The sequence below is a fragment of the Candidatus Palauibacter sp. genome, assembly GCF_965197445.1.
Classification (GTDB): domain Bacteria; phylum Gemmatimonadota; class Gemmatimonadetes; order Palauibacterales; family Palauibacteraceae; genus Palauibacter.
The window spans coordinates 82,934-107,860 of sequence record NZ_CBDANE010000002.1; the positions used below are offsets into that span (position 1 = coordinate 82,934).

Genomic DNA, 24,927 nt, shown 5'->3' on the forward strand with positions numbered 1-24,927 from the left:
GCGAGGGGACGGCGCAATTGGCGATTGATCGACGCGACTTTCTGAAGACAGCCACGGCTGGGGCGGCCGGGTTGTCGCTCGGATCCGCTGCCCCGCTCGCCGGAACGACTCCCGCGCCGCGGACGACCCCCCTGCGAAGACCCGCCGGCCAGGCCCCCGATGTCGTCGTGATCGGGGCGGGCAACTTCGGCATCTGGACGGCCCTCAACCTCGTTCGCCTCGGCGTCACCGTGACGGTATTGGACGCATACGGCCCCGGGAACTCGCGCTCCACGTCCGGTGGGGAGACGCGCGGCGTTCGCTCCTCGTACGGCGGCCGCCCCGGAGGCCTCGTCTGGAATCGGTGGGCCAACGAAGCCATCCGGCGCTGGATCCAGTGGGATGAAGAGGGACAGGAACTCCTCCTGCCGCGCGTCTTCTACCAGACGGGCGATCTCATCCTGCGCGAGGAGATGGTCCCCTATATCGAAGACACGATGGCCCAGTGGGACCAGCTCGGGGTCGACTACGAGTTGCTGGACACAGATGAGATCAACCGCCGCTGGCCCTGGATCCGGACGGAAAGCGTCTCCCTGGGACTCTACGAACCCAACGCGGGCGTCGTCCGGGCGCGCCGGGCGATCGAGTCGGTCGCCAAGCGGTTCGAGATGGAGGGCGGCGAGATCCGGATCGCGAGAGCCGCTCCCGGGCAGTCGGACGGCCGCCGCCTGGGCGACGTGACGATCGGCGACGAGTCTCTCGCGGCCTCCACCTTCGTGTTCGCGGTCGGCCCCTGGATCGGGAAGACCTTCCCCGAACTGGTGGGCGACCGGATCCGCATCCCCATCGGCAACGTCTTCTACTACGCCGTGCCGGACCCGCGCTTCATGTTCCCCAACATGCCGAGCTACGGGGTGCCCGGCTGTACCGGCTGGCCCGCCCTCGGCCCGGATCACCGCGGCTTCCGCGTGCGGACGGGCGGGCAGCAGGGCGACGACCCGGACACGAGCGACCGCTGGGTGCCTCCCGAGGCGCACGAGCGCCCCCGCCAGATCCTCGAGCAGTACTTCCCCGACATGGTGGGAGCGGCGATCAACGAGACACGAGCCTGCCACTACTGCTTCGGCCCCAGCCGCAACTTCCTCATCGACAAGCACCCCGACTTCGACAACGTGTGGCTCGCCGGTCTCGGGACCGCCGAGTCGTTCAAGCAGGGGCCGGTGCTCGGCGAGTACATCGCGAAGCGAGTCCTGGAGATCGAGGACGATCCGGAACTGGCGGAGCAGTTCAGATTCTCGATGGAAGCGTCGGAAGGCAGGGAGCCCGACCCGGAGGATCTGGGCGGTTGAACGCGCGGCGATCCTTCGCTGCGGCCGCCGTCACTGCCGTCGTCACCGCGATCACGGTGACTGGATGCTACGGCCCGCTCCGGCTGACCCCGTCGGACCACGCCACGGTGCTGGCCGGGCAACGGCTGGAGGCGGATCATCCCGCCCTTCCCGGATCCTACGAAGTGCAGCGGCTCTACTACGGGAGCGGGACCGACCGGCGCCGGCCCGAGTACCGGGACTCCATCTCGATCGTGACCGAGACCGTCGATGCCTCGAAACTCGTGTCGCTGGGCGAGTCGGCGAAGGAACGGAACGGCTACTGGGGCTTCACTCCGAAGGCGTTTCCCATCAACGGCCGCGCCTGGTATCCCGACGGCGAGGGCCCCTTCCCGCTGGTCCTGATCGTCCACGGGAACCACAACATGAAGGACTTCTCCGACCCCGGTTACGGATATCTCGGCGAGTTGCTGGCGAGCCGCGGCTACGTCTTCGCGTCCGTCGACATGAACTTCATCAACGGGGGTATCCGGAACGAGAACGACGGGCGTGGCTGGTTCCTCCTCAAACACATCGACGCCTTCAAGGAATTCGCGGCGGACGAGTCCACCCCCTTCCATGGCAAGATCGACTTCGACCGCATCGCCCTCATCGGACATTCGCGCGGGGGCGAAGCGGTGGGACACGCCGCGGCCTTCAATCGGCTGTCGCGATATCCGGACGACGCCTCGCTCGAGTTCGACTTCAATCACGGGATCCGCGGGATCATCGCGATCGCCCCGGTGGACGGTCAGTACCTGCCCACCGGACGTCTCGTCCCGGTCGAGAATGTCAACTACATGGTGTTCCACGGCTCGCACGACGGGGACGTCACGAGCTTCCACGGCCTGCGCCTGTTCAACCGGCTCGAGTTCACCGACGGCGGGGACTACTTCAAGACCTCGATCTACATGTACCGCGCGAACCACGGCCAGTGGAACACCGTTTGGGGGAACAAAGACAACGGGCCCCGTAGCGCGCGACGGCTCGATCTGCGGGGACTCATCGACGGCGAAGCCCAGCGTGAGTTCGGGAAGATCTATATCTCGGCCTTCCTCGAGACCGTGCTGCGCGGCCAGCCCGACTACATGCCGATGTTCCGGGACCATCGCGCGATCGGCGGCTGGCTGCCCGAGACGATGTACATCACGCAGTTCGAATCGAGCGGTTTCCGCCCGCTCGCCACATTCGAAGAGGACATCGACGTCACCACGGGGACCGCCACCGGCGTGACTCTGGAGGGGGACTCGCTCGGGGTCTGGCGGGAGGAGCTACTCGACCTCCGTTCGCGTAACCGGCCGACGTCGTCGAGTTCGCAGCAGAACAACGCGCTCCGGCTGGGCTGGAACAACCGCGTGGCCGGAGACGAGGACGCCCTGGGGGCGCCCGCGAGCTACGCCATCGCGCTGCCCGCCGGGCTGGGCGCGGACTGGGGGCTGGGCGCAGGCTCTCGCCTGGACCTGCAGGTCGGGGCGGTGGAGGGCCGGCCGGGGCCGCGCAGCGCCGGAGACGAAGACCAGGGGCAGGGCGACGACGCGAACGCCCCCTCCGCCGGACGAGGCGACGACGATCGGGACGAGGACGAGGAACCCGTGGATCTGTCCGTCGTGGTCACCGACGCGGACGGAGAGTCGGCGAGCGTGCGGCTATCCGACTACGGGCCTGTCCGCCGGCCCCTCGATACCGTGGTGCGGCGTCGCAATGACGCGGATTCGTTCGACAATCAGTGGGAACTGGTGCTCCAGTCGTTCTCCATCCCGCTCTCGGATCTCGTCGAAGCCAATCCCGCCTTCGATCCGGCCCGCCCGCGCGAGATTCGACTTCTCTTCGACCGCACCGCCGCCGGGACCGTCGTCGTGGACGACATCGGCTTTTCCGAAAACCGGCCCGACCGTTGAACCACGCCGACACCCGACCGGTGGGCTCTGTCACGCGCGAGCTCAGCCAGCGCGAGCATGAGGGCAAATCCGTGCACGCGCTCGTTGCGGCGAGGGTCTATGGCGTGGATCGGGAGGACCTGTGGGACGCCCTGACCAACGCGACCCGGATCCCGAAGTGGTTCCTGCCGATTTCCGGCGACCTGCGCGCCGGCGGCAGCTACCAACTGGAGGGAAATGCGGGCGGCGAGATCCTCGCGTGTGAACCGCCGGGACGCTTCGCCCTGACGTGGCGAATGCACGGAGACGTCAGTTGGGTGACCGTGACGCTATCGGAACTGCCGGGTGGCCGAACCGAGGTGCGCCTCGAACATCTCGCGCAGTTCCCGCAGGAGTTCTGGGCAGAGTTCGGGCCGGGGGCGGTCGGGATCGGCTGGGACCAGGCGTTGTTCGGACTCGATCAGCACTTCTCCCCGGCCCCTTCGGTCGTCCCGGAGACGGCGGAGGCGTGGATCGCCTCGGAGGAAGGGAGGGACTTCACCCGCCGGAGCGGCGCTGCGTGGTGTGAGGCCTCCATCGCCCTGGGAACCGACCGGGAAGCGGCGCGCGCCGCCGCCGACCGGGTGGCTGCCTTCTACACGGGGGAAGACGCGACCTGATCCGAGCCAGCTGTCAGCCCGCGAACTCCAGGCGTTGGAGACGGGGGGCGATTCGGCGGGCCACGAGCCGGGGCGTCAGGGCGTTTGCGATGACCAGCGCCACGATGGTCGAGGCGGTCGCGGCAGTGCTTGCGTACGCGGCGTGGAGGGGCAGGGGGAGCAGCGCGATCAGGATCCCGGATATCACCATCGCCGTGAACACGCCGGCGCTGAAGCCGCCCTTGGCGGGTGGCTCGGAGAACGGGAGGCGCGGCGCCAGCAGCAGTCTCAACTGAACCGCCAGGTTGGAAACCAGCCCCAGAACTCCGGCGTGCGCGACGGCGTGCAGGACATCCCCGAAGGCCCACACGAAGACCCCGGCCAGGATCGCCAGGTACGGGATGAGCACGAACAGCGCGATACAGTGACCCGCACCGGTGACGAGTCTCGCGCGGTCCACCGGGAAAGCGAAGAAGATCCAGCCGGCACGAAAGGAATCGCTGCGGAAGAGGCTCTCCAGCAACATTTGCGGCCCGCCGATCGCCACGAAGTGGATCGTCCAGAGGCCGCCGGCTCCGAACCCCAGATCGACGAACGGATCGGGCAGCGACCCTTCGCGTAATGACAGATAGACGTAGAACAGCGTCATCGGAACGATGCTCAACACCGTCATCCGAAAGTTCCTGTCGTGTCTGAAGTTGCCCTTCATCAACGTGGCCACTGCCCGCGACTCCACGGGGAATCGGCGCCTCGCGGGCCGCCTTGGCGAGACCTTGCTGCGGTCGGAGCCAGAGGCGGTGAGCAGGGCACCCATCCGCTCGGCGTAGGAAAGCGACAGGCGCCGGCCCACAATGTAGAAGAGACAGACGGTACTTCCGGCCGCAGTCAGGACGGCGAGCACTCCCGTCACGCTCCACTCCCCGTGGACCAGCGGCAGGGCGCTGGCAAACCAGGCGGCGGGAAGGGCATACAAGGCGGGAGACGTGCCGACCTCCACCGCTTCCAGCCGATCCTCCAATTCCCCCAGGAGCAGCGGCGCGGCCACGACGCTCGTCACGAGCAACACCTGGATGTATGAGAGGATGCGGTCGAATCGGGCCGGCCGAACGGCGCGGAGGAGTGCTGCGTAGACGGACACGAGGGCGAGGGTTGTCCAGGCAACGGTGGCGGCCACGATCACGGGGAACAGCACGCCGGCCGCGAGGCCGTACCTGACAATGAGGAATATCCACGTGGGTGCCGCGACGAGGGTGCCGATCATCCCCGAATAGAGGAGGACGTTGGTGAGCTTGACGAGAAAATACGTGCGCGATGAGACGGGTTGATGGGCGAGAATATCGTAGTCGGCCGGCGAAATGACGACGGATCGAAAGTCGATGAGAATGACCATCGCTACGAGGAGTCCTACCATGCTCAACGACCACACGGCCGACAGGAAGAGATCCGGAAGCACCAGGGTCACGGCAAGCGTGTAGAGGCCGAAACAGCCATACAGGAGTACCGCGACCCACTGCCTGGAGGCCCCTTCGCGCGCCGCGGACGAGCCCATCTGCATGGCAGAGGCGGAACGGAAGTCGGTCTTCAGCATCACGCGCGTGAGCACCCGCCACTGGGCGTAGTCCGCCCCGAGCGCCTCGACGCACCGCCCGACGAGCCGTGCCGGGAGCTTCACGCCGGACCCTCGGCGGACTCCGGGGTGTTGGCGGCCGGAACGGAGTCCTCGAGCGCTCGAAGGAGGTCTCGGGTCACCTCTGCGGCATCTCTCACGCCCGTGAGCCGGGCGAACGCCTCCTCGAGGCTCTTCGCGCCTGCCTCGGCGGCGATGTGGTCCGGCACGCCCTCGATGATCTTCCGGCCGTCGTTAACGATCACGATGCGCGTGCAGATCCGCTCCACGACTTCGAGGATATGAGAGCAGAAGAGGATCGTCCGTCCCTTTGCGGCAAGCTCGCGCAGGAGTTGCTTGACGACGAGGGCGGCGTTCGCGTCGATCCCGCTCAGGGGCTCGTCGAGGAACAGCACCTCCGGGTTGCCCAGCAACGCGGCGCTGATCAGGACCTTCTGCCGCATCCCCTTGGAGTGCCCGACCAGACGCCGGTCCCGCGCATCGAGAACGTCGAATAGGTCCAGCAACTCGTTGACCTTACGGTTCGCGTGCTCTCCGTCGATGCCCCGCAGGTTCGCGATCATGGTCAGGTATTCGCCGGCGGTCAGCGTTTCGTACAACGCCCCGGCCTCCGGGACGTAGCCGATCCGGCGCTTGACCTCCAACGGATCCTCCTCGACATCGAAACCGGCGATCGATGCGGAACCACTCGTCGGCTTGATCATGCACGTGAGGATCTTCACGGTCGTCGTCTTGCCGGCTCCGTTGGGCCCCAGCAAGCCCAGGATCTCCCCGGGTTCGACGCGGAGATCGAGATCCTCGACCGCCTTCGTCGCGCCAAAGTGTCGGGTCAGACCGCGGGTCTCGATCAACGTCAGCGGAAGCTGAGGCCGAACCGGTGCGCGTTTCCGGCCACGTCGAAGGCCTGGAACGCGTACTCGAGCGTCAGGGCGTCGCCCGTGAACGCGAGACCGAAGGTGAACGGGCTCCTCCGGTCCTCCACCACGCGCTGGAGTCCGGCGCGGAGGCGGAACGTGTAGCCCTGGACGGGCCAGTAGGAGATCTCGACACCGCCGGCCGGGATGATCTCGCCGTCCCGCCGCCGGGCGACCTGGCTGGTGAGGAACATGTCCAGTTCCCCGACCTCGAAGCCCTCCGTCGAAATGCCCATGACGAACTGCGTCGGGATCCTGAGCCCTCGCCCCCTGAGTTCCAGGTCCGATCCCAGGTTCCGGACGGCGAGACTGACCATGGTCGGTCCGAACTCTCGCGCGATACCCACGTCCAGCAAGGTCGTACGCTCCGTCCGGCTGACGAACTGATACTCCAGGTACTTCGCCACGACGCCGACGTCCACCGCGGCGAACAGTTCCCGCGCATAGCCGAGCGAAGCGACGAACTCGGTCAATGGCGGGCCGTCCGCCGTGACGGCCGGCCACTGAATGTCCGGCGCCCGGGGGAGTCCTTCGGTGTTGTAGCGGAGGTACTGGAGGCCGATGGCAAAGTCCCCGAGTCCCACCGACCCCGTGCCGGCGAGCGTCGCCAGCGTTCCCTCGGATCCGTATCGCTGAAGTCCCGCCGCCAGACCATCGGCGCGGCCGATCAGGGCGGGCGCGTAGAAGATCAACTCCGCTCCGCCGCCAAGCAGGTAGGGCGCGTTCCCGAAGGCCGCCGCCTCGATGCCGGCGGGAGCTTCAAGTACGAGACCCGCGTAAACGTTGGAACGGGACTGGGCCGCCGCCGCACTCGCGCCGACGGCCAGCCACAGGGCCGCGACCGCGGGCCCTGGCAGCCCGTGGCGAAAGCCCCGCTGCGTTCGAGCGGCGCTGCTGCTCAGTCCCACAGGCGCTCCGTCTCGATGAACTCCCGGAATCCGTCCGGATCGTCGGCGGCCCGCTCGACGCGCGCCACGCCGCGCTCGATGTCTTCCATGCTGTTCGCGATCGAGATGCGGAGGAAGTGCTGGCCCTCGGAGCCGATGCGGCAGAAGGAGGCCCGGTCCATCGTGGCCACGCCGTACCGGTAGAGCAGGAACATCTGCAGCATCCCAGACGGCGTCGTCCGGGCGCGGGATTCCGCGGGCATGGCGTCGTGTGCCTCGAACACCCCCAGACGCTCGCACATGCCGGACACGTTGGGGAAGACATAGAACGCCCCCTTCGGCAGCTCGCAGCGCAGGCCCTCGATCGCGTTGAGCGCAGGGACGATGAAGTCCCGTCTCCGTTCGAACGCTCCCACCATGTGCCCCACGACGCCGACCGTGGCCGGATCCTCGTACGCCGCCCGTCCCCCTTCCTGCAGGAACGGCGGCACACACGACATGATGTTGATGTTCAACTGCTTGAAGACGTCGGCCTCTTCTTCCGTTGGCAGGACGGCCCAGCCCAGGCGCCACCCCGTCATGGCGAATCCCTTCGAGTGGCCGCTCGCGATGACCGTCCTCTCCGCCATCCCCTCGTGCGAGCCGATGCTGTGGTGTTCGAGGCCGTCGAAGAGGATGTGTTCGTAGATCTCGTCGGAGTAGATCCGGACGTCCGGATGACAGCGTTCGCGGATCACCGCCGCGATGCCCGCAAGATCTTCCGCCGAGAGCACGGCTCCGGTCGGATTCGACGGCGAGCAGAGGATGATGAGCCGGGTGCGCTCGGTGAGGAGCGCCCCGAGGTCGTCGGCCGTGAACGCGAAGCCCTTCTCCTCGGATAGGTGCAGAGGCACGGGACGAGCCCCGACGAAGGTGGCCCACGACTCGTAGATGGGGAATCCGGGACTCGGGTAGACGACCTCGTCACCCCGGTCCACGTACGTCTGGAAGGTGTAGCCGATCGGAGGCTTGGCCCCGGGCGTGACGACGACCTGATCCGCCCCCACGGGAATCTCGCGCGTGGCCGAAACATGGCGCGCGATCGCCTCACGGAAGGACGGGAGGCCGGCAGCGTCGCAGTACCCTGAGTTGCCGGCCTCGAGCTCGGCCACGGCGACCCGATTGAGATGGGGCGCGCTGCGGAAGTCCGGCGCCCCGATGTTGAAGCGGATGACATCCATCCCGCGGTCGAGACACACCTGGATGTCGTCGTTGACCTTGAACGCGTTCTCGGTCCCCAGATCGGCGAGGCGCTGCGCTAGGACGGGCATGCCCGATAATGTCCCTGACGCTTCCCGGGTGCCAGTGGATCAGTTCTCCGTCCATTTGATGCGTCATACGCTGCCCCATACGATGCCTGCATGAAGAAGAAGAGGACCAACAGTGGTTCGCGGGAGGATACCGAGGGTCGGGCACGACCCTCGGAAGTCTTTGAGCGGTACTTCGGGCCGGAGCACGGCGTCGAGTTGTCCGAGCCGCATCGCTACGGAATTCAGGACACCTCGGAGGATCCATGAATCGAAACATCCTGAAGGGCCGGAGCGCGAGCGCCGGACTCTGGGCGCTGTTGTTGCTTCCCCTGCTTCCGGTTCCGGCGGAGGCGCAGGAGGCGCGGCGGCGCTGGGAGCGGATGAACCAGATGCGGCGCGAGAAGTTCGACATCGTGCTGCCCGAGGTCATGCGCGAGAACGGGATCGATATGTGGATCACGATGCGCCGCGAGGGGCTCGACGATCCGCTCACCCCCGATTTCGGCCCCGGGTACGTGAACCCGATCGGCTACTACATCTTCACCGACCGCGGCAGTGACCGGATCGAGCGCGCCGCCCTGGGAATCAGCGGCTACCTGTTGGCCGGGAACGGTGCCTACGACATCGTCACGGGCAACTTCGACCTGCGGGCGTTCGTCGCCGAACGCGACCCGGAGCGGATCGGCCTCAACATGGGGGAGAACATCGGGGCGGCGGACGGGCTCTCCTACACGAGCTACCACCATTTGGCAGAGACGCTGGGCGAACCCTGGGCGTCGCGGTTCGTTTCCGCCGAGAAGCTCGTTTCCGATTTCAGGGCGCGGCGGGTTGCCTCCGAGATCGCGGGCTTCGCGGAGGCGGGCGAGATCTCCAGGGAACTCGCCGAGCGTGCGCTCTCGAACGAGGTCATCACGCCCGGCGTCACCTCCCTCAAGGACGTCGCCTGGTGGCTCATGGACCGGCTGCTCGAGCGCGGGCTCGGGTCCTCCTTCGGCTTCCCGTCCATCTATATCACGGGACCCAACGGCATCGAGGCGAGCTCCAGCGACCGGATCATCCAGGGGGGCGACGTCATGATGATCGACTGGGGCGTCTGCCACCTGAACTTCTGCACGGACATGAAGCGCGTCGCCTACGTTCTGCGGCCGGGCGAAACCGAAGCGATGCCGGGCGTGCAGAACGCTTTCGACCAGGCGATGGCCGCGCGAGCGGTATCGCGACGCGCGATCCGGCCCGGGATCACGGCCCGCGAGAACATGGATCGGATCGGGGCCGCGCTGCGGGGGGCCGGGTTCAATCCCATTCCGTTCAACGAGCCGACCGACGGCCCGCAGACGGACGTCACATGGGAGGGGCATCATTCGGTCGGCAACCTGGGACACGGAATCGGTCCTTCGATCGCGACCTGGAATCCGCGCCGTCTCACGTTCGAAGTCGTGCCCTCGAATCTGCTCTCGATCGAGTTGTTCGCGTACACCCCCATCCCCGAGTGGGGCGGGGCCAAGCTGCGCGTGCCGCTCGAGGATGACGCGGTGGTGACGCAACGGGGCGCGGAGTGGCTCTATCCCGCGAACAGCCGACTGCTCCTGATCAAGTCCGATCCTGTCGCGGGGCGGACCGTGTCCTGAACAATCCAGCCATGACCACTCTTCAGGATCTTCTCGTGCGGTCCAGCCGCACGTTCGCGGTGGGAATCCAAATCCTCCCCGATCCACTTCGGGGCGAGATTACCGTCGCCTATCTGCTCCTTCGCGTATCCGACTATCTCGAGGACAACCAGGAACTCCGCGACGACGAGAAAGTCGCCCTCCTGAACGAATGGAGACGCGTCCTCGACGGTGGTGGAGAGCGAGAAGCCCTGATCGAGCGCCTTGGGGAGTCGGGGGAGGATACGCCGGATGCCCTCGTCGCCCGCCACGCGAAGGCCGTGCTCGACGGACTGGACCGGCTGGCGCCCGCAGCTCACGAAATTCTGGTACGTCACGTTCGGCGGTCGAGCGCCGGGATGGCGCGCTGGACGCTTCGAGGATCGGTCTTTCATACCGAGGCGGACCTGGACGACTACATGCACGAGGTGGCCGGGCGCGTGGGTCACCTGCTCACCGAGTTGTTCGTGCTCCGGCTCTCCGGGTTGGGTAACGAGCGGGAGCGCATGATGGCGCTCGGACGCGAGTTCGGCCTGGCGCTACAGACCGTGAACGTCATTCGCGGGCTGCACGAAGACCGCCACCGTGGGTGGGTGTACGTCCCGGCCTCCTTCCTCCCCGACACGGACGTGGGCGCCGCTGAACTGTTCGAACCGGCCAACCACGAGGCCGCGATGACGGTTCTCGGCCGGCTCGTCAGCAAGGCCGACGGCCATTTGGCCGCCGCGCGCGCCTACATGCGCATGATCCCGAAGCGGCATCACCGCGTGCGCCTGTTCTGCCTGCTGCCGCTTCTCTTCGCCGTCCGTACGCTGGCGATCAGCCGCACCAACCCCGAGGTGCTGGACCGCGAGACAAAAATGACGCGCCGCGAGGTCGTGGCGATCACGCGCCACGCCAGGATCATGGGGTTCTCCAACCGGTGGATCGACTGGTACTGCGACCGCCTCGCCGAGCGAGGCGCATAGGACGCTACGCGCGCGCCGGTCGGCGGCTGTCTCTCCACTCCGCGACGTTGTACTGCACCATGACCAGCGCCGGTACGACCAGCATCAGGAGGAGAGTGGCGATGAGGACGCCGAAACCGACCGACGTCGCCAGCGGCACGAGATGTTGAGCGTGCGTGCTCGTCTCGAACACGAGCGGGGCCACACCCAGGAAGGTCGTGATCGACGTGAGCATGATCGCCCGAAACCTCTCCTTGGCTCCGGCGATGATCGCCTCCGCCGACCCCAGGCCTGATGCCTTCAGGTCGTTTATGAACTTGATCATCATGAGTGAGTCGTTCACGACCACGCCGAAAACTCCGACCAGCCCGTACAGAGACCAGAGGCCCCAGCTCAGGCCCAGCAGTACGTGCCCCGCCAGCGCGCCGATCGCACCCAGGGGGACGGCGGCCATGATGATGAGGGGTTGGGAATACGACCCGAACGGGATCGCCATCAGCGCGTACATGATGAGGAGCGCGAGAATGAGCGACCTGCCCAGCACGGCGACCGCTTCGTCCTGTTCCTTTCTCTGTCCGCCGTAGGTGTAGGCAAGCTCCGGGTTCCCGGCGGTCAGGCGCGGAAGGACATCGCTCTCCAGCGTTGCGTTGGCCTGCTGGCTCGTGCTGATCCTGGGGTCCACATCGGCGGTGACCGTAACGGCGCGTCGTCCGTCGACCCGGTGAATGGCGGCTGATGAGCGGGAGAACCGGGCGGAAGCGACCTGCCCCAGCGGCACCTCTCCACCCGGCGTCCGCACAAGGTAGCTTTCGACGTCGGTCGTCGAGTTGCGCTCTTCCTCGGGAAGCCGAACATACACCCGCATGTCCTCGCGGCCGCGCGGCACTCTCAGCGCTTCCGCCCCGAAGAAGGCGGACCGCACCTGGGCCGCGAAGTGATCGAGGGTCAGGTTCAGCGAGCGGCCCCCGGGCTTCAGCTCCAGTTGAAGCTCCCTGAACCCGTCGTCGAGGTTGCTCCGAACGTCGAATGCTCCGTCGATGGCGGCCAGATCCGTGGTGAACTCGTCTGTGATGGCGTCAAGACGCGCCGGGTCCGGATGGGAAAGCTCGAAGTGGACGGGCAGGCCGAGTCCCAGCAGGTTCGACGAGATCGAGAGGGACTTGACTTCCGGGAGAGGTCCGACCTGATTCCGCCACGCTCGCTCGAAGGCGGACGAGGCGATGCCGTACCGGTTCCAGTCGCGCAGCTTGAACTGGACAGTCCCGAGGTGGCCGCGAGGAGCCTGCACGGCGTCCCCTCCCAACGGGTCGTAGAGCGCCGCCAGCTCGCCGACCGTGACGGCCACGTCGAAGCTCAGCGACTCCGCGTCCTCGCCCTGGTCTTCCGAGAGGCGCGACACCGCCCGGCGCCCCGCGGCCTCGACCTCCGCAACGACCCGGGCGGTGCGCTCCGCCGGCGTCCCCACCGGCATCTCCACGTTCGCCGAGACGACTTCACCTTCGATGGGCGTAAGGAACTGGTTCGGGACGATGCCCGATGCGAGAACGCCCAGGGAGAGGACCAGCAACCCGACCGCGGAGGCGATGACGATGGAGGGTTGATCGGTTGCGAGCCGCAGCCCACGGTCGAGCGGGCCCTCCGCGATGCGCTTCATTAGCCGGTCCACAGCCCGTTGAGCTCGCTGCAATTGTCGGTACGCGGCGGAGGGCTGTCTGTCGCCGGGCGCCCTCAGATGCGAAAGGTGGTTCGGCAACACGAGCAGCGACTCCACCAGCGAAATCAGGAGCACCGTGATGACCACCAGCGGAATGCCCCGACCGAGTTGCCCCTGCGGGCCGGGCGCGTTCAGCAACGCGGCGAAGGCTGTTATGGTCGTGAGGACCGAGAATATGACCGGAATGCTGACGCGCCGCGTCCCCCGGATGGCTGCCGTCAGGCCTCGCGCTCCGCGTTCCCGTTCGCCAAAGACGCTCTCTCCCACCACGATCGCGTCGTCCACGACGATGCCCAGCGCGAGCACGAGCGCCATCATGGAGAACATGTTGATGGAGATGTCCAGGAACCCCATCACCAGGAACGTGCCGAGGAACGAGACCGCCAGGCCCACGGCTACCCACATCGCCAGCCGGATCTGCAGGAACAGGGCCAGCGCTCCAAAAACAAGAAGGAATCCGATGAGCGCGTTCTTGATCATGAGGCCGAGACGCCCGCTGACCTGCTCGGAATCATCCTTCCAGAATTCGACGGAGACGCCTTCGGGAAGGCTCGGCACCACATCGGCCGCGAGGTAGTTCTTGATGGCCTCGACGATGTCCAGCACCTGCTCGCCCGATGTCCGGTACACATCGACGCGCACCGCGCGCTGTCCGTTGTAGCGCACGCTGAGGTCAATATCCGCGAAACCGTCACGGACCGTCGCAATGTCGCCCAGCCTGACAGACGTGCCGTCCGGGCGAGTGAGGACGATGATGTCCTCGAAATCCGCCTGGTCGTAGTTCTGCCCCAGCGTACGGACGAGAATCTCCTCGCCCTCCGTGGACACCTTGCCGGCGGACAGTTCCAGCGAACTCTGCCGCACGGCAAACGCGACATCGTCGAGCGTCAGACCAAGGGCCCGAAGTCGTCTCAGCGGCAGCTCGATCGAGATCTCGTACGGGCGGGCGCCGTTGGTCTCGGCCAGGGACACTTCCGGGAGAGAAGAGAGTCCTTCCTCGATATCGTATGCCAACTCCTTCAGCGTACGCTCCGGGACATCGCCGTACACGAGGAGACGGACGACGCTCTGCCGACTCGTGATCTCCCGCACTTCGGGGCGTTCGGCAGCGGCGGGGAAGGTTGGAATCCGGTCGACCTCGGCCTTGACTTCGTTGAGGGCGCGGCCGAGGTCCGTCCCCGCCTTGAACTCCGCGATCACCGAAGCGAGCCCCTCGGAGGCGGTGGCTTCCACTCGCCTCAGGCCTTCGACCGCCCGGATCTGTTCCTCGATCCGGCGGACGATGGACTCCTCCACCTCTTCGGGCGCGGCGCCGGGATAGGGTACAACGATCTGGACGCGGTCCAGGGAGAATTCGGGCAGGACCTCCTGGACCAGATTGCGGGCCGCACTGAGGCCGGCGATTACGAGAAACAGCATGACGACATTCGCCGCGATGCCGTTCTTCGCCATGAAGCCGATCGGGCCCCGGCGGCTCTCCATGCGGCTGTCTTCGGTCACGTTCCGCCTACCTGAAGCTGAGGCCGGAGTGATCGCGCCCGCCCACCATGATGAACGCAACGTTGCCGATATCACGGATATCCGCGTCGGGTCGTCCATCGATCGCGATGATGTCCGCGAACATACCGGCATCGATCGTCCCCACCTCATCTCCGATCCCCACGATCTCCGCGTTCAACCCCGTGGCGGCAGTGATCACCTCCATCGGCGTGAACCCGGCCGCGACCAGGTTCTCCATCTCCAGGGGCATGAACCCGTGCATGCTGTCCGTACCGATACCGACCCTTACGCCCTTCTCCTTCGATTGGCGGAGCTGTCCGAGGCGATCGAGGCGCCGCTGCGCGCGACCCTCGTTCCGGGCCAGCTCCCGCTCATGCACCTGACGGCCGCGCTCCAGCCAGTCGCGGATGTTCTCCGCCTCATTGTCGAGGAAGCCCCACTCGTTGAAGACGCTCTGGTATCCGATCGTGTAGGTGTTCACGAAACCCACGTCGTGGCTCACCATGAGGTCCATCAGGTCTTCGTTGAGGTTGCCCCCGTGCTGGATCGAGTTCACGCCGGCCTCGACGGCCAGCCGGATCGACTCGCCGTTGGCGTGCGCCGTGGCCTCGATCCCCAGGCGGTGCAGTTCGTTGACCGCCGCGTCGATCTCCTCCTTGGTATAGTTGCTCTCGCCCGGAGCGTATGGCGTCCCGTTGTTGGGGCCCACCCGGGCCCTGTCCGTGATGGTGAGCTTCATATGATGCGCGCCCATCTCGTAGTTCTGGCGGACGAACGTGCGCATCTCCCACGGTCCGTTGGTCGTGCGGTACTCGGCCGGGCCGTGGCCTGCCGTGGTCGAGATGAAGTTGCCGCTGGGATAGATCCGGGGCCCGGGGAGGACGCCTTCGGCCACCGCCTGCGAGGCCTGGATGTCGTTGTAGTGAACTTCGCCCACCACGTATACGCTGGTGACGCCGGACATGAGCTGGACGCGGATGTTCCGCACGATGCGGGCCATCTGCAGTGCGTCGTGCTCCTCCATCCCCTCCAGCTGGCCGCGGAGGGTGCGGATATCGGGCCGAATCGAGAGGTGCGCGTGCGCGTCGACGATACCGGGCATCACTGTGTAGCCGCTGAGGTCGACGACGCGGGCGTCCGCCGGGATCGAGACGGACGCGGCGTCGCCCACGGCCTCGATCCGCTCCCCCCGGACGATAATGACCTGGTCGTCACGCGCCGGCGCCCCGGATCCGTCGATGAGACGGCCAGCCCGGATCGCCGTCACCTCCTGGGCCGTCGCCGACGCGGCGGTGGTGGCCGGGACGGCGGAAGCCGCGGCCAGCGAGACGGTAAGCAGGGTAGTCAGCCTGGTTCGCATCGGACGCTCCTCGATCGCGGGTGGACGGAACCCGGCAAACTGTCGTGGCGGAGCCGACCCGGCCAGCCGACACGGCGCCGGATCCGCCCGGCGTTGGCACAGGTAGACGGGCGGGTGCTATGTTGAAATGTTGTGTGGACCGGATCCGTCGATGAGACGGCCAGCCCGGATCGCCGAGGCTCGGAAGCCGCGGCCAGCGAGACGGTAAGCAGGCGGAGCCGGAGCCGACCCGGCCAGCCGACACGGCGCCGGAGCCCGGCGTTTCCACGGGCGGGTGCTATGTTGAAAGGTGGACCGAGGCTCAGGCGAGCCTGAAGGAAAGTTTCCAGGAGGTCGAATCCAGTGAACGTTCCGACGGCGTACGCGGAGGGCTACAGGACGGGTCGGCCAACCGATCCCGAGGCTGTCGACAACTACGTCAAGCACACGGGCATCGGCGATCCTGAACTGGATCCGATCATGGAGGAACTCTCCTCGATGCCTCCCGGCGAACTCCACCGCTTCATCGGCGCCGGCATCGAGGGGCACGATGACGTTCTCAAGACCGCGCCGGAGCCCCTGCGCAATTTCTTCAACAACCTCGAGGAGCCGCCCTGGCTCGACTACGAGGCCCTCCGTCCCGGCATCCGTGCCTTCCATGGGAATGTGGACCTCATGCTCGCCGCATTCGTCACCGGGGTGCTCGTGGAGGGCTTTTCCACGCTGATTGCCAAGTCGTTCAACATCACCGGGCGGGTGGCGTCAACCAAGAGACGCCTGCAGCAGAACAACCGCCACATGATGGACATCTTCTTCCCTGGCGGCCTCGGCAGAGACGGTGACGGGTGGAAGCTGTCCGCGCGCATTCGTTTCGTGCATACGCGGATAAGGACTTTGCTCAACAAGTCCGAGGAATGGGACCACGACGCCTGGGGTACGCCGGTAAGCGCGGCGCATCTTGGCTTCGCGATTTCCGTCTTTTCTCAACGCCTGATTGAATACTCGTTGCTGCTGGGCGCGAAGTTCAACGAAGAAGAACAACGGAGCGTTCTCCAGGTCTGGCGCTACGCCGGGTACGTCATGGGCATCCCGGAAACCATCCTCTATACCTCCGCCGAGGATGCAAAGAGGGTCTACAAGATCAGCTATATGTGCGAACCGGAAGCGGACATCGATTCGATAACCGTGGCGAACATGCTGATCAAGGCGATTCCGAGCGTTGCGGATGTTCAGGATCCGCAAGAGCAGCAACAGCTGGTGGGTTTGGCATACCGCCTTTCGCGGGCGCTCATAGGAGAGAGACTCGCTACCGCATTCGACTTTCCGAAGCGGTCTTTCTGGGAAAGAGGAACACTGCTCCAATATCGGTCGAAGCAGCGCTTCCTGCGCACGCTGGCAGGTATCCAGCGGGTCCGGGCACACAACTTCACGCAGCTTCTCCAGATCTCCGTGTACGACGACGAAGGGTTGAGCTACAAGATGCCCGATCACGTCCACACGTCGAAATCGATCAGTTGGTGAGCCTGGTCGACAGCCCGTCGTAAGACCGGCCGGTGCGTCCGCACACCGGTGCGTCAAGATCGACTTCGATCACGATCTCAATGCCGGGTTGCAACACGCTTCCGGGCATCTCCGCGTTGGACGAACCTGCCGGACTAGACTAACTTCGGCACCTTGTGTGGCCGGACGAAACCGTCGTCGGCCATTGGGTCACATCCTGACTAGTCGCCTTGCATGCTGAAGAACTCGTACCAAACTCGAGGCCTGAGCTTTGCTTTCCTGATTGGACCGCCCAAGAACCTCACGCGGCAGATCGGGATGAGCATTCACTCGGCCGTGTGCGAGGCCCTTGGTGTCGACGACATCGGCTTCAGGTATCAGCCCGGTGAGTCACAGCCCGGCGGCGAACGGACGTTCTCAATCAACCTCACGCGTGAAGAAGGCCGGCAACGGCTCACCGTCGAGGTTGGCCAACAAGCGCATCAGCAGCCGATTCGGTTGTTGCTACGCTACGAGTGGCCGGCTTCGAACAAGCTGGTCTTCGATGATTTCGATTCGACGTGCGACGCAGCCTTTGCGGTCCTGGGAGACGGGTGGCAGCGGGTTCTTGCTGAAGCTCGCATACGCGGACAGGTGCATGCGCCGGGTGACTCGGCCATTTCGTTTCTGAGCAGAGATGTTCTGCATTTGCCGAAGAGTGGTCGTCCAATCGACGACGGCAGGCTCTCCTTCATGGCGCTGCAGTACGAGACCGTAGCTGCGGAGTTCACCCAGGGCGCGGAGCTATCCAACCCGAAGCGTGATGTATCGGTTGAAGTACTCCGCCAGGATCCGCGTTCACTTTATTTGGAAGTGATGTCTCAGTGGCCCCAGGTTGCCGCCGCCCCCGATGGGACAGTTCACATCGACCCTGGCACGATCCGCAGCTTTCAATCCCCGCCCAGCGAATACCTGACGAACACCATCGACTACACGGAATCGGTACTCTTGCCGTTCCTGGACCAAGCCGGCTTAGACCAGCGATAGGATCATGAGACATTCGACAAAGCAGGCACGCGTGACCTTGACCGGCAGTCTCCTACCGGTGACCGACGCTTCATCTGACGTCCAGAATGAGCCGGCCGGACAGTGGATGCCCGCGATCTACGAGACGTCGGCGATAACGGATTCCGGTCAGCGCACCTACGGTGAAGAAGAGGCGTGGGCTGATCTGGCGGCGTCCGCGCGCGCCGACTGGGCTTCGGAAAACCCGTTTTGAGTGAAGTACTCCCCGGCGAAATCTATCTGGCCCGTAACGGATCACGTAAGACGCGGCCCTTCGTAATTCTGTCTCAGTCCACGTTCAACCGCGGTCACTACTGCCTCGCTGTGCCATTCACGACTGGAAGGTTGGCGCAGAGGCGCGACCTGCCGAATTGCGTATTTTTTCGCAAAGGAACTTTCGGGCTCGCGAAGTCGTGCGTCGCACAGGCTGAGGCTCTCACACTCATCCGGAAGAGTGATTTCGTCCAACCCCTCTCGCGTCTGGGAAAGGTCAGTCAAGTCCGAATGACAGCCCTCGTTGCAGCGGTCGGCTATGTAATCGGTGCGGATTGCAAGCCGCTGGCCGCGCCGCGCCCAACGCAAGGAGCCGGATAGCTCCGTGCGGCGGGCGTCTCTGCTTGTCCTCTTCTTCCTGTCGGGAATCAGCGGGCTGATCTACCAGATCGCATGGGTGCGGCAGTCCATCTTCACGTTCGGGGTCAGCGTCTACGCCTACAGCGCCGTGATCGGGGCCTACATGATCGGCCTCGCGCTGGGCAGCTACGTCATGGGCAAGCGAATCGACGCCCACGCGCGGCCCCTGCGCACCTACGCGCTGCTGGAAGCCGGCATCGCCGCTCTCGCCGCCCTCTCGCCGTTCCTGCTCGGCGCGCTGCACGGCGTGTATCCGGGGCTCAGCAACGCCCTGCCCGCCGGAGGCTTCTGGCTCACGCTTACCCGGCTCGTCTTCTCGCTGGCCGTGCTCACGCCAGCGACCTTCCTCATCGGCGCCACGCTCCCGGTCATGAGCCGCGTCTACGCGACGCACGGGGGCCGGGTCGGAAGCGATGTGGGGCGGCTCTACCTCGTCAACACGGCGGGCGCGGCGCTGGGGTGCGTCCTCACGGGGCTCGTGTTCCTCCGGTATCTGGGGGCGCGTGAGACGATCTTCCTCGGCGCGGCGATCAACCTCTTCGTGGCGGCGGCCGCCCTCGCCATCCCCCGGCTGGCGCGAGGGCGGGAGGCGGTGGGCGCCATGGACGGAGGACAGGCGGGTGCGGCGACGGGAGGAGAGTCGACGCTCGCGGAGCCGGGACTGCCGATTTCGGCGCGAGCCCTGCGCTACGTGGCGCTCGCCTACGGCGTCTCCGGTTTCATCGCGCTCGGTTACGAAATCGTGTGGGCCCGGATTCTGTACATCCACACCTCGCACGCGGCGTACTCGTTCTCGCTCATGCTGACGGTGTTCCTGGCCGGGCTGGCGCTCGGGAGCGCGGGCGGCAGCTGGATCCTGCGGCGGCGCCGAGCGGCTCTGCGACACTTCGGGGCGCTCCAACTCGCGATCGGGCTGCTGGCCGTCGTCATCCTCCACACCTTTGCGAGACTGCCGGCGTGGCACTTCGAGGACTGGTTTGGCGGCTACACCGTCCCGTACGAGTTCCTCATCGCGTTCGTCATCCTCTTTCCGCCCACATTGCTCCTCGGGGCGCTGTTCCCCGTCGTCGGGAGCCTGTACACGCGCGAGAGGGCCGAGGCGGTGGGACTGCGCATCGGCCGCGTGAACGCGTTCAACACGGTGGGGGCCATCGCGGGCTCCCTCGGCGCGGGGTTCGTGCTGGTGCCGCTCCTCGGACTCCGCAACACCACGGTGGCGCTGGCGGTGCTGAACCTCGCCATCGGCGCGGGCGCGATGTGGCTCGACGGCAGGGGCCGGCGGGCGCTGCGGTGGGCACCGGCGGGCACGACCCTGGCCGTCATCCTGGCCGTCGCGGTTCTTCCCACCGGGTTCTACCTCGGCTCGTACTACACGGAGACCGACCGGCTCATCTTCTACAAGGAGGGTGTCGAGACCACGGTCGCCGTACTCGAGGTGCCCGAGGACAACTTCAAGATCTCCTTCGTCAACGGACGCGACGAAGTACCGACCGACCGCTCGAGCATGTCCGCCTTCCGGCTGCTCGGCCACCTGCCCCCCCTGCTCCGGCCCGGGGCCCGCAACGCGCTCGTACTGAGCTTCGGGAACGGGATCGCGACCGGGACGCTGAACACGCACGGGATCCCCGTCATCGACGCCGTGGATCTCTCTCCGGAAATGATCGAGGCCGCGGCGGTCTATTCGGAGGAGAACTACAACGTCCTCGACAGTGAACAGCTTCGGCTGCATGTGGAGGACGGACGGAATTACCTCCTTCGGACCGAAGACCTGTACGACATTATCTCGGTGGACGCGACGCACCCCGCGAACGCGAGTTCGTGGGCCCTGTTTACGAGTGAGTTCTACCAGCTCATCGAGAGCCGGCTCGCCGAAGATGGGGTATTCATGCAGTGGATTCCCGTCCACGGCGTCCGGGAACGCGACTATCGCAACATATTGAGAACAGTCTGGGATGTGTTCCCCAATATGACGCTATGGTCCACGGGATCGACGCATAGTTACGTGGTCGCCACACGCGAGCCGTTGACGACGGTGGTGCTGCAGTCGCTCCTTGCGCGGGCCGCCGCCAACCCGACGATCGTGCGGGACCTCGGAACACCGGAGACCATCGCCGGCTACATCGCAATGGTCGGTCCCGACCTGACGAGCTACATCGGTCAGGGGCCGATTGTCTCGGACAATGACGCCTTCTTCATGCCGGCGCGCGACTAACCCACCGCGCGCGGCCGAGGCGCTACCGGGGGCCGCCGGAGCTTCGGGAATCCCAGATGTCGACCGGCACCGGGCCGATTCTGAGGGCATCCGCGTTCACCCACGGGCGCGCGCCGTAGGGCTTCTGCCGCGGCCACATTTCGTCCAGTGTGTCCCCGAGATAGAGCCGCCCACCCTTCATCACATAGGCGATGTCCTCGGTGTTGCGGATGTCGTCGAGCGGGTTCGAGCTCAGCACCATGAGGTCGGCGAGCTTGCCCACCGAGATGGTGCCCAGGTCGTCCTCCGCCCCGAGGAAATAGGCCCCCTCCACGCTGGCGAGCTCGAGCGCGCCCATGGCTCCGAGCGCGGTGGCCGCCATCCACACCTCCCAGTGGGAGCAGATGCCGTGCTGCTGGCCGTGTCCGCCGATCGCGCCGCGGCCTCCCTCGGCCATGATGTCGGCGAGGCCCTGCGCGACGATGGGGAAGATGTAGTCGGTCTTCGGGCGCAGCGCCCGACGCCGGGTGTGGCCGACAAGCTGCTGCCACGGCATCCAGGCACGCAGCTTCTCCTTGAGCCACACATCGCTCTCGCCGAACCAGTATTCGTCACTCCAGGGCCCGGCCCGCGTGTTGAAGGTCGGGGAGTACACCGCCTCCGCCCGGCCGAAGAACTTCGCCACATCCCCGTAGATCGGCGCGTAGGTCAGGGAATGCTCCCACGCCGTCTGGCCGTCCATGATCTTCGTCAGGTTGTGGAGAAGGTCGTTGCCCTGTGACGTGACCATCAGGCCGCGCCGGCGGGCGATGTCCGAGACCCACTGCCGCTGGTCGCGCCGAGGCTGGAGATATTGTTTGATGGAGACGGCACCCCACGACTGGAGGCGCTCGATCTCCTCCTCCGCCACCGCGTACGAGGTGATGTCGTTCTGGCGCGCGGCGTCGCCCAGGTAAAGCGGATCGCCGGTGCTGTAGGTGCGGGGCCCGATCAGCATCCCCGCCTCGATGAGTTCGGCCGCCGGGAAGACGTCCTGCGACCACATCGAGTTGTCCATGTTGCTCGTGACGCCGTAGGCCAGCGGCACCGCGGCCTCGAACGCCTTCATGGGGATGATGCCGCGGTACTCGCGGAAGAAGTGCGAGTGCATGTCGATGAAGCCGGGGATGATCGTCTTGCCCGCCAGCGACTCGACGCGGTCCGCCCCCGTCGTGTCGCATTCCCCGACACAGGCGATGCGGCCATCGCGCACGAGTACGGTGCCGGACTCGACCACCTGTCGGTCCTCGAGCGTGATGATCCGGGCATCGGTGAGGGCGATCGTTCCCGGCGCGAAGTCGCGCGGCACCCGCAGGTCGATCTCCGTCGTGTCCGCCCGTCCCGTGGTCACGTCGTACGCGATGTACGTCGGACCGCTCCCGAACTGGACGGTCCGCCCGTCCCGCCACGAGGGGAAGAGGCCTCCCGCCCGGCTCAACCGATGGACCGGGAGCGTCCCATTCTTCTTGTCGACAACTACGGGGTCGCCCGCGGTGCCCCCGGCGGGGAGTGGGGTCAAGTACACGTTGTCCCCTTCGTTGAAGGCGATCCAGTCTCCACCGGGGGAGATCACGATCTCGTCGGCGAAGGGGAAGCTCGCGTGCTCCCGCCGGTCGCTCCCATCGGCGCGGACCGATACGAGGGTGGACGACTCGCCGCGTTCCATCCCCAGCTGCGGATAGAAGATCCTCCCGTCCGGCCCGAACGACGGGCGCACGAACTGGGTGCGCGTGGACAGGGTGGGTCCGGAGACACGGGTCACTTCCGTCGCGCCCCCCCCGTCCGGCGGGAAGAGGACGATGTCGAACCAGGGACCGTGCGCGTAGGTGCGGGTGCGGGCCGTCACTCCGGAGCCGCGCGCCGCCATGATGCGCTCGCCGTCGGGGCTCCAGACGGTCTGGCTGTATTCCCCGTACTCGTCCGACAGTCGAGTCGGGGCCGCACTTCCACCGCCCTCTCCGGCCCGGGCCTTCCACAGATGGCCGCCGCCCGCCTCGTCGACGCTCGTGAACGCGATCCACTCGCCATCGGGCGACCACGCCGGGGAGTACTCGAAGTCCGTGAACGAATCCGGAGTCAACCTTTGGGGCGTTCCCGCGGGAACGTCCATGACCCACACCTTGCCGACCGCCTGAAAGGCGAGGCGCCGTCCGTCGGGGGATCCGACCTGCCAGCGGGTGAACCGCGCGCGGAAGGCGTCATCTCCCATCGCCAGCGGCGCATAGGCCTGTTCGGAGATCACGCGGTGGACGCGCGCCTCGAAGGGGATCGTCCCTACTTCCCCGCTCTCGACGTGCAGTCGGCGGATCTTCCCGCCCTGAGCGAGGATGATCGAGCGACCGTCGCGGGACCACGAGTAGCCGGGCAGGACGCGCAGCGTGTTCGTGTCCTCGACCATGTCGCGTTCGATCGGGTCCATGATCACGCGCTCGGCGCCCGTGCGGAGGTCGCGCAGCCAGAGCGCGGTGCGCGGCCCGTATTCGTGTCCCTTCCACAGAATCGTCCCGTCCGGAATCCGCCGGGCGAAGGCGAGCCAGCGTCCGTCCGGCGACACCTCCGGCGCCCACGCGCCCCCGCTCGAGAGCCGGTACTGACGCGACGGTTCCCCGTGAGTGATCGAGATGATCTCGCCGCTCCCGAGGTCCATGCGACGCAGGTTGTACGCCCCCTGCAGCGCGTCCCGCTCCGCGCCTGGCGGTCCCGCCGCGTCGTCGAACCCGTCGAATCCGCCGAGTCCCGCCTCGGCGAAGGCCACCCCCTGCCCCGGCGTATTCACGTGGAAGTAAAGATAGCGTCCGTCCGCGGAGACGGAGGGCCAGGACGGATTTTCGACCTCGTCGCCTACCAACTCCACCCCTTCCCCGCCGTCCCGGTGGTACATCCAGATCCCGCGTGCCCGCGCGCCGGCCAGCTCGTAACGGCGGACGACGATGTAGCGGCTGTCGGGCGTCCACGTGGGTTCAACCACGCGCAGTTGATCGCCATTCATGTCCTCGAACACGGGACGCGGGTTGCCGCCGTCGGCGTCCATGACCCAGAGGTTGTTCTGGCCCCCACGGTCCGACACGAAGGCGATCGACCGGCCGTCGGGCGAGATGCGGGGGTGGAAGTTGATCGCGACGCCGCTGGTCTGCGTGAGAGCGACGGCTTCGCCTCCCTCCGCCGACACGCGGTACACATGACCGAGGAGATCGAACACGACCCAGCCGTCATCGGGGGCGACGTCCACCGACATCCAGGTGCCCTCGCGGGTCGTGAAGTCGATCTCGCGCGTGGCCCCGTACGCGGCGGTGACAGGCCCATGTTCGGGAGCCTCCGCCGGAGTCCTGGGCCAGCAACCCTCCCTCGCTTCCGGGGCAGAGACTGGCGACCACAGCGACGATGGCGGGAACGGCGACGGGAACACTGCGTGACCTGGACACGGAATCCTCCTTGGTGGTGGGCCTCGATCCGAAGCTGGTTCCGCAATCGTGTTCGACCCGCGACAGCAAGACGACGGCGGCGGGCGTGGAGTCGTTCCACGTCCCCTTCGTCCACCCCGAAGAGAGGGTGGCGGGTCGCGCCAGCGTAATGTTTCCTTGTGTTTCCTTGTTTGCGCGTCGACCTGTATGCAGGAAAAAGAAGAGCCCCGGTGAGCACTTCAGCCTGGGGCCTCTTCGCCCGCGCGTATTCGAAGCTGACATCCAAGAATCAGTTGACCCTCCCGACGGACCGCGAGCGAGAGGACCTGCTGGCGGACTCACCCCGGGAGGCTTCGCAAAGCGGAAACAACCGGGAATCGACCCGGGGACCCGGG

General features: G+C 66.3%; 18 protein-coding genes. 11 read left to right on the forward strand and 7 right to left on the reverse strand.

What is annotated here, in order from left to right; all coding sequences use genetic code 11:
* Nucleotides 1–17: 17 nt before the first annotated feature.
* The 3 genes from ACN9M6_RS00440 to ACN9M6_RS00450 all read left to right on the forward strand — a co-directional run bounded on the left by ACN9M6_RS00440 (nt 18) and on the right by ACN9M6_RS00450 (nt 3,882).
* Entirely contained in the window at nt 18–1,328 is a 1,311-nt protein-coding gene (locus ACN9M6_RS00440; protein WP_419160944.1) for an FAD-dependent oxidoreductase, read from the forward strand.
* Nucleotides 1,325–3,244: an alpha/beta hydrolase family protein gene (locus tag ACN9M6_RS00445; RefSeq protein ID WP_419160945.1), complete on the forward strand. Its 1,920-nt coding sequence runs from the start codon at nt 1,325–1,327 to the stop codon at nt 3,242–3,244. The genes ACN9M6_RS00440 and ACN9M6_RS00445 overlap by 4 nt, the downstream gene beginning before the upstream one ends.
* 71 nt (nt 3,245–3,315) lie before the next feature.
* On the forward strand, nt 3,316–3,882 hold the full coding sequence (locus ACN9M6_RS00450) for an SRPBCC domain-containing protein (RefSeq protein ID WP_419160946.1): 567 nt from the start codon (nt 3,316–3,318) through the stop codon (nt 3,880–3,882).
* 13 nt (nt 3,883–3,895) lie between these two features.
* Here ACN9M6_RS00450 and ACN9M6_RS00455 read toward each other — a convergent pair whose 3' ends face one another.
* From ACN9M6_RS00455 to ACN9M6_RS00470, 4 genes are read right to left on the reverse strand one after another with little or no spacing between them, the layout of a single operon-like run.
* Complete coding sequence (locus ACN9M6_RS00455; protein WP_419160947.1) at nt 3,896–5,533, reverse strand: hypothetical protein; 1,638 nt, start codon at nt 5,531–5,533, stop codon at nt 3,896–3,898.
* Nucleotides 5,530–6,339, reverse strand: coding sequence for an ABC transporter ATP-binding protein (locus ACN9M6_RS00460; protein WP_419160948.1), 810 nt, complete (start codon nt 6,337–6,339; stop codon nt 5,530–5,532). Before ACN9M6_RS00460 ends, ACN9M6_RS00455 begins: the two co-directional genes overlap by 4 nt.
* A gap of 2 nt (nt 6,340–6,341) precedes the next feature.
* Nucleotides 6,342–7,310, reverse strand: a complete 969-nt coding sequence (locus tag ACN9M6_RS00465) for a hypothetical protein (RefSeq protein ID WP_419160949.1) — start codon at nt 7,308–7,310, stop codon at nt 6,342–6,344.
* Nucleotides 7,301–8,599 (reverse strand): pyridoxal phosphate-dependent aminotransferase, encoded by a 1,299-nt coding sequence (locus tag ACN9M6_RS00470; protein ID WP_419160950.1) that lies wholly within the window; start codon nt 8,597–8,599, stop codon nt 7,301–7,303. The genes ACN9M6_RS00465 and ACN9M6_RS00470 overlap by 10 nt, the downstream gene beginning before the upstream one ends.
* Before the next feature lie 90 nt (nt 8,600–8,689).
* Here ACN9M6_RS00470 and ACN9M6_RS00475 point away from each other — a divergent pair, with 90 nt between their 5' ends.
* Genes ACN9M6_RS00475 through ACN9M6_RS00485 form a run of 3 tightly spaced genes read left to right on the forward strand, consistent with a single transcriptional unit; the run spans nt 8,690 to nt 11,192 of the window.
* Nucleotides 8,690–8,845 carry a hypothetical protein gene (locus ACN9M6_RS00475; RefSeq protein ID WP_419160951.1) on the forward strand — a complete coding sequence of 52 codons (156 nt, stop codon included), beginning with the start codon at nt 8,690–8,692 and terminating at the stop codon, nt 8,843–8,845.
* Nucleotides 8,842–10,206: a M24 family metallopeptidase gene (locus ACN9M6_RS00480; RefSeq protein WP_419160952.1), complete on the forward strand. Its 1,365-nt coding sequence runs from the start codon at nt 8,842–8,844 to the stop codon at nt 10,204–10,206. Before ACN9M6_RS00475 ends, ACN9M6_RS00480 begins: the two co-directional genes overlap by 4 nt.
* Nucleotides 10,207–10,217: 11 nt before the next feature.
* Complete coding sequence (locus ACN9M6_RS00485; RefSeq protein ID WP_419160953.1) at nt 10,218–11,192, forward strand: phytoene/squalene synthase family protein; 975 nt, start codon at nt 10,218–10,220, stop codon at nt 11,190–11,192.
* Nucleotides 11,193–11,196: 4 nt separating this feature from the next.
* On the opposite strand, the gene ACN9M6_RS00490 is transcribed toward ACN9M6_RS00485, so the two are convergent.
* Nucleotides 11,197–14,385, reverse strand: coding sequence for an efflux RND transporter permease subunit (locus tag ACN9M6_RS00490; RefSeq protein WP_419160954.1), 3,189 nt, complete (start codon nt 14,383–14,385; stop codon nt 11,197–11,199).
* Between the two features lie 7 nt (nt 14,386–14,392).
* Complete coding sequence (locus tag ACN9M6_RS00495; RefSeq protein WP_419160955.1) at nt 14,393–15,745, reverse strand: amidohydrolase family protein; 1,353 nt, start codon at nt 15,743–15,745, stop codon at nt 14,393–14,395.
* Nucleotides 15,746–16,204: 459 nt separating this feature from the next.
* Here ACN9M6_RS00495 and ACN9M6_RS00500 point away from each other — a divergent pair, with 459 nt between their 5' ends.
* The 5 genes from ACN9M6_RS00500 (at nt 16,205) to ACN9M6_RS00520 (ending at nt 21,113) form a co-directional block, all read left to right on the forward strand.
* A complete protein-coding gene (locus ACN9M6_RS00500) occupies nt 16,205–17,245 on the forward strand; it encodes an oxygenase MpaB family protein (protein WP_419160956.1) in 1,041 nt (346 codons plus the stop codon).
* 213 nt (nt 17,246–17,458) lie between these two features.
* A complete protein-coding gene (locus tag ACN9M6_RS00505) occupies nt 17,459–18,250 on the forward strand; it encodes a hypothetical protein (RefSeq protein WP_419160957.1) in 792 nt (263 codons plus the stop codon).
* 31 nt (nt 18,251–18,281) lie between these two features.
* Nucleotides 18,282–18,482 (forward strand): hypothetical protein, encoded by a 201-nt coding sequence (locus tag ACN9M6_RS00510; protein WP_419160958.1) that lies wholly within the window; start codon nt 18,282–18,284, stop codon nt 18,480–18,482.
* Nucleotides 18,479–18,862, forward strand: coding sequence for a type II toxin-antitoxin system PemK/MazF family toxin (locus ACN9M6_RS00515; protein WP_419160959.1), 384 nt, complete (start codon nt 18,479–18,481; stop codon nt 18,860–18,862). The genes ACN9M6_RS00510 and ACN9M6_RS00515 overlap by 4 nt, the downstream gene beginning before the upstream one ends.
* Nucleotides 18,863–18,866: 4 nt before the next feature.
* On the forward strand, nt 18,867–21,113 hold the full coding sequence (locus ACN9M6_RS00520; RefSeq protein ID WP_419160960.1) for a fused MFS/spermidine synthase: 2,247 nt from the start codon (nt 18,867–18,869) through the stop codon (nt 21,111–21,113).
* A 22-nt stretch (nt 21,114–21,135) separates the two neighbouring features.
* On the opposite strand, the gene ACN9M6_RS00525 is transcribed toward ACN9M6_RS00520, so the two are convergent.
* Nucleotides 21,136–24,366: an amidohydrolase family protein gene (locus ACN9M6_RS00525; RefSeq protein WP_419160961.1), complete on the reverse strand. Its 3,231-nt coding sequence runs from the start codon at nt 24,364–24,366 to the stop codon at nt 21,136–21,138.
* Between the last annotated feature and the right edge of the window lie 561 nt (nt 24,367–24,927).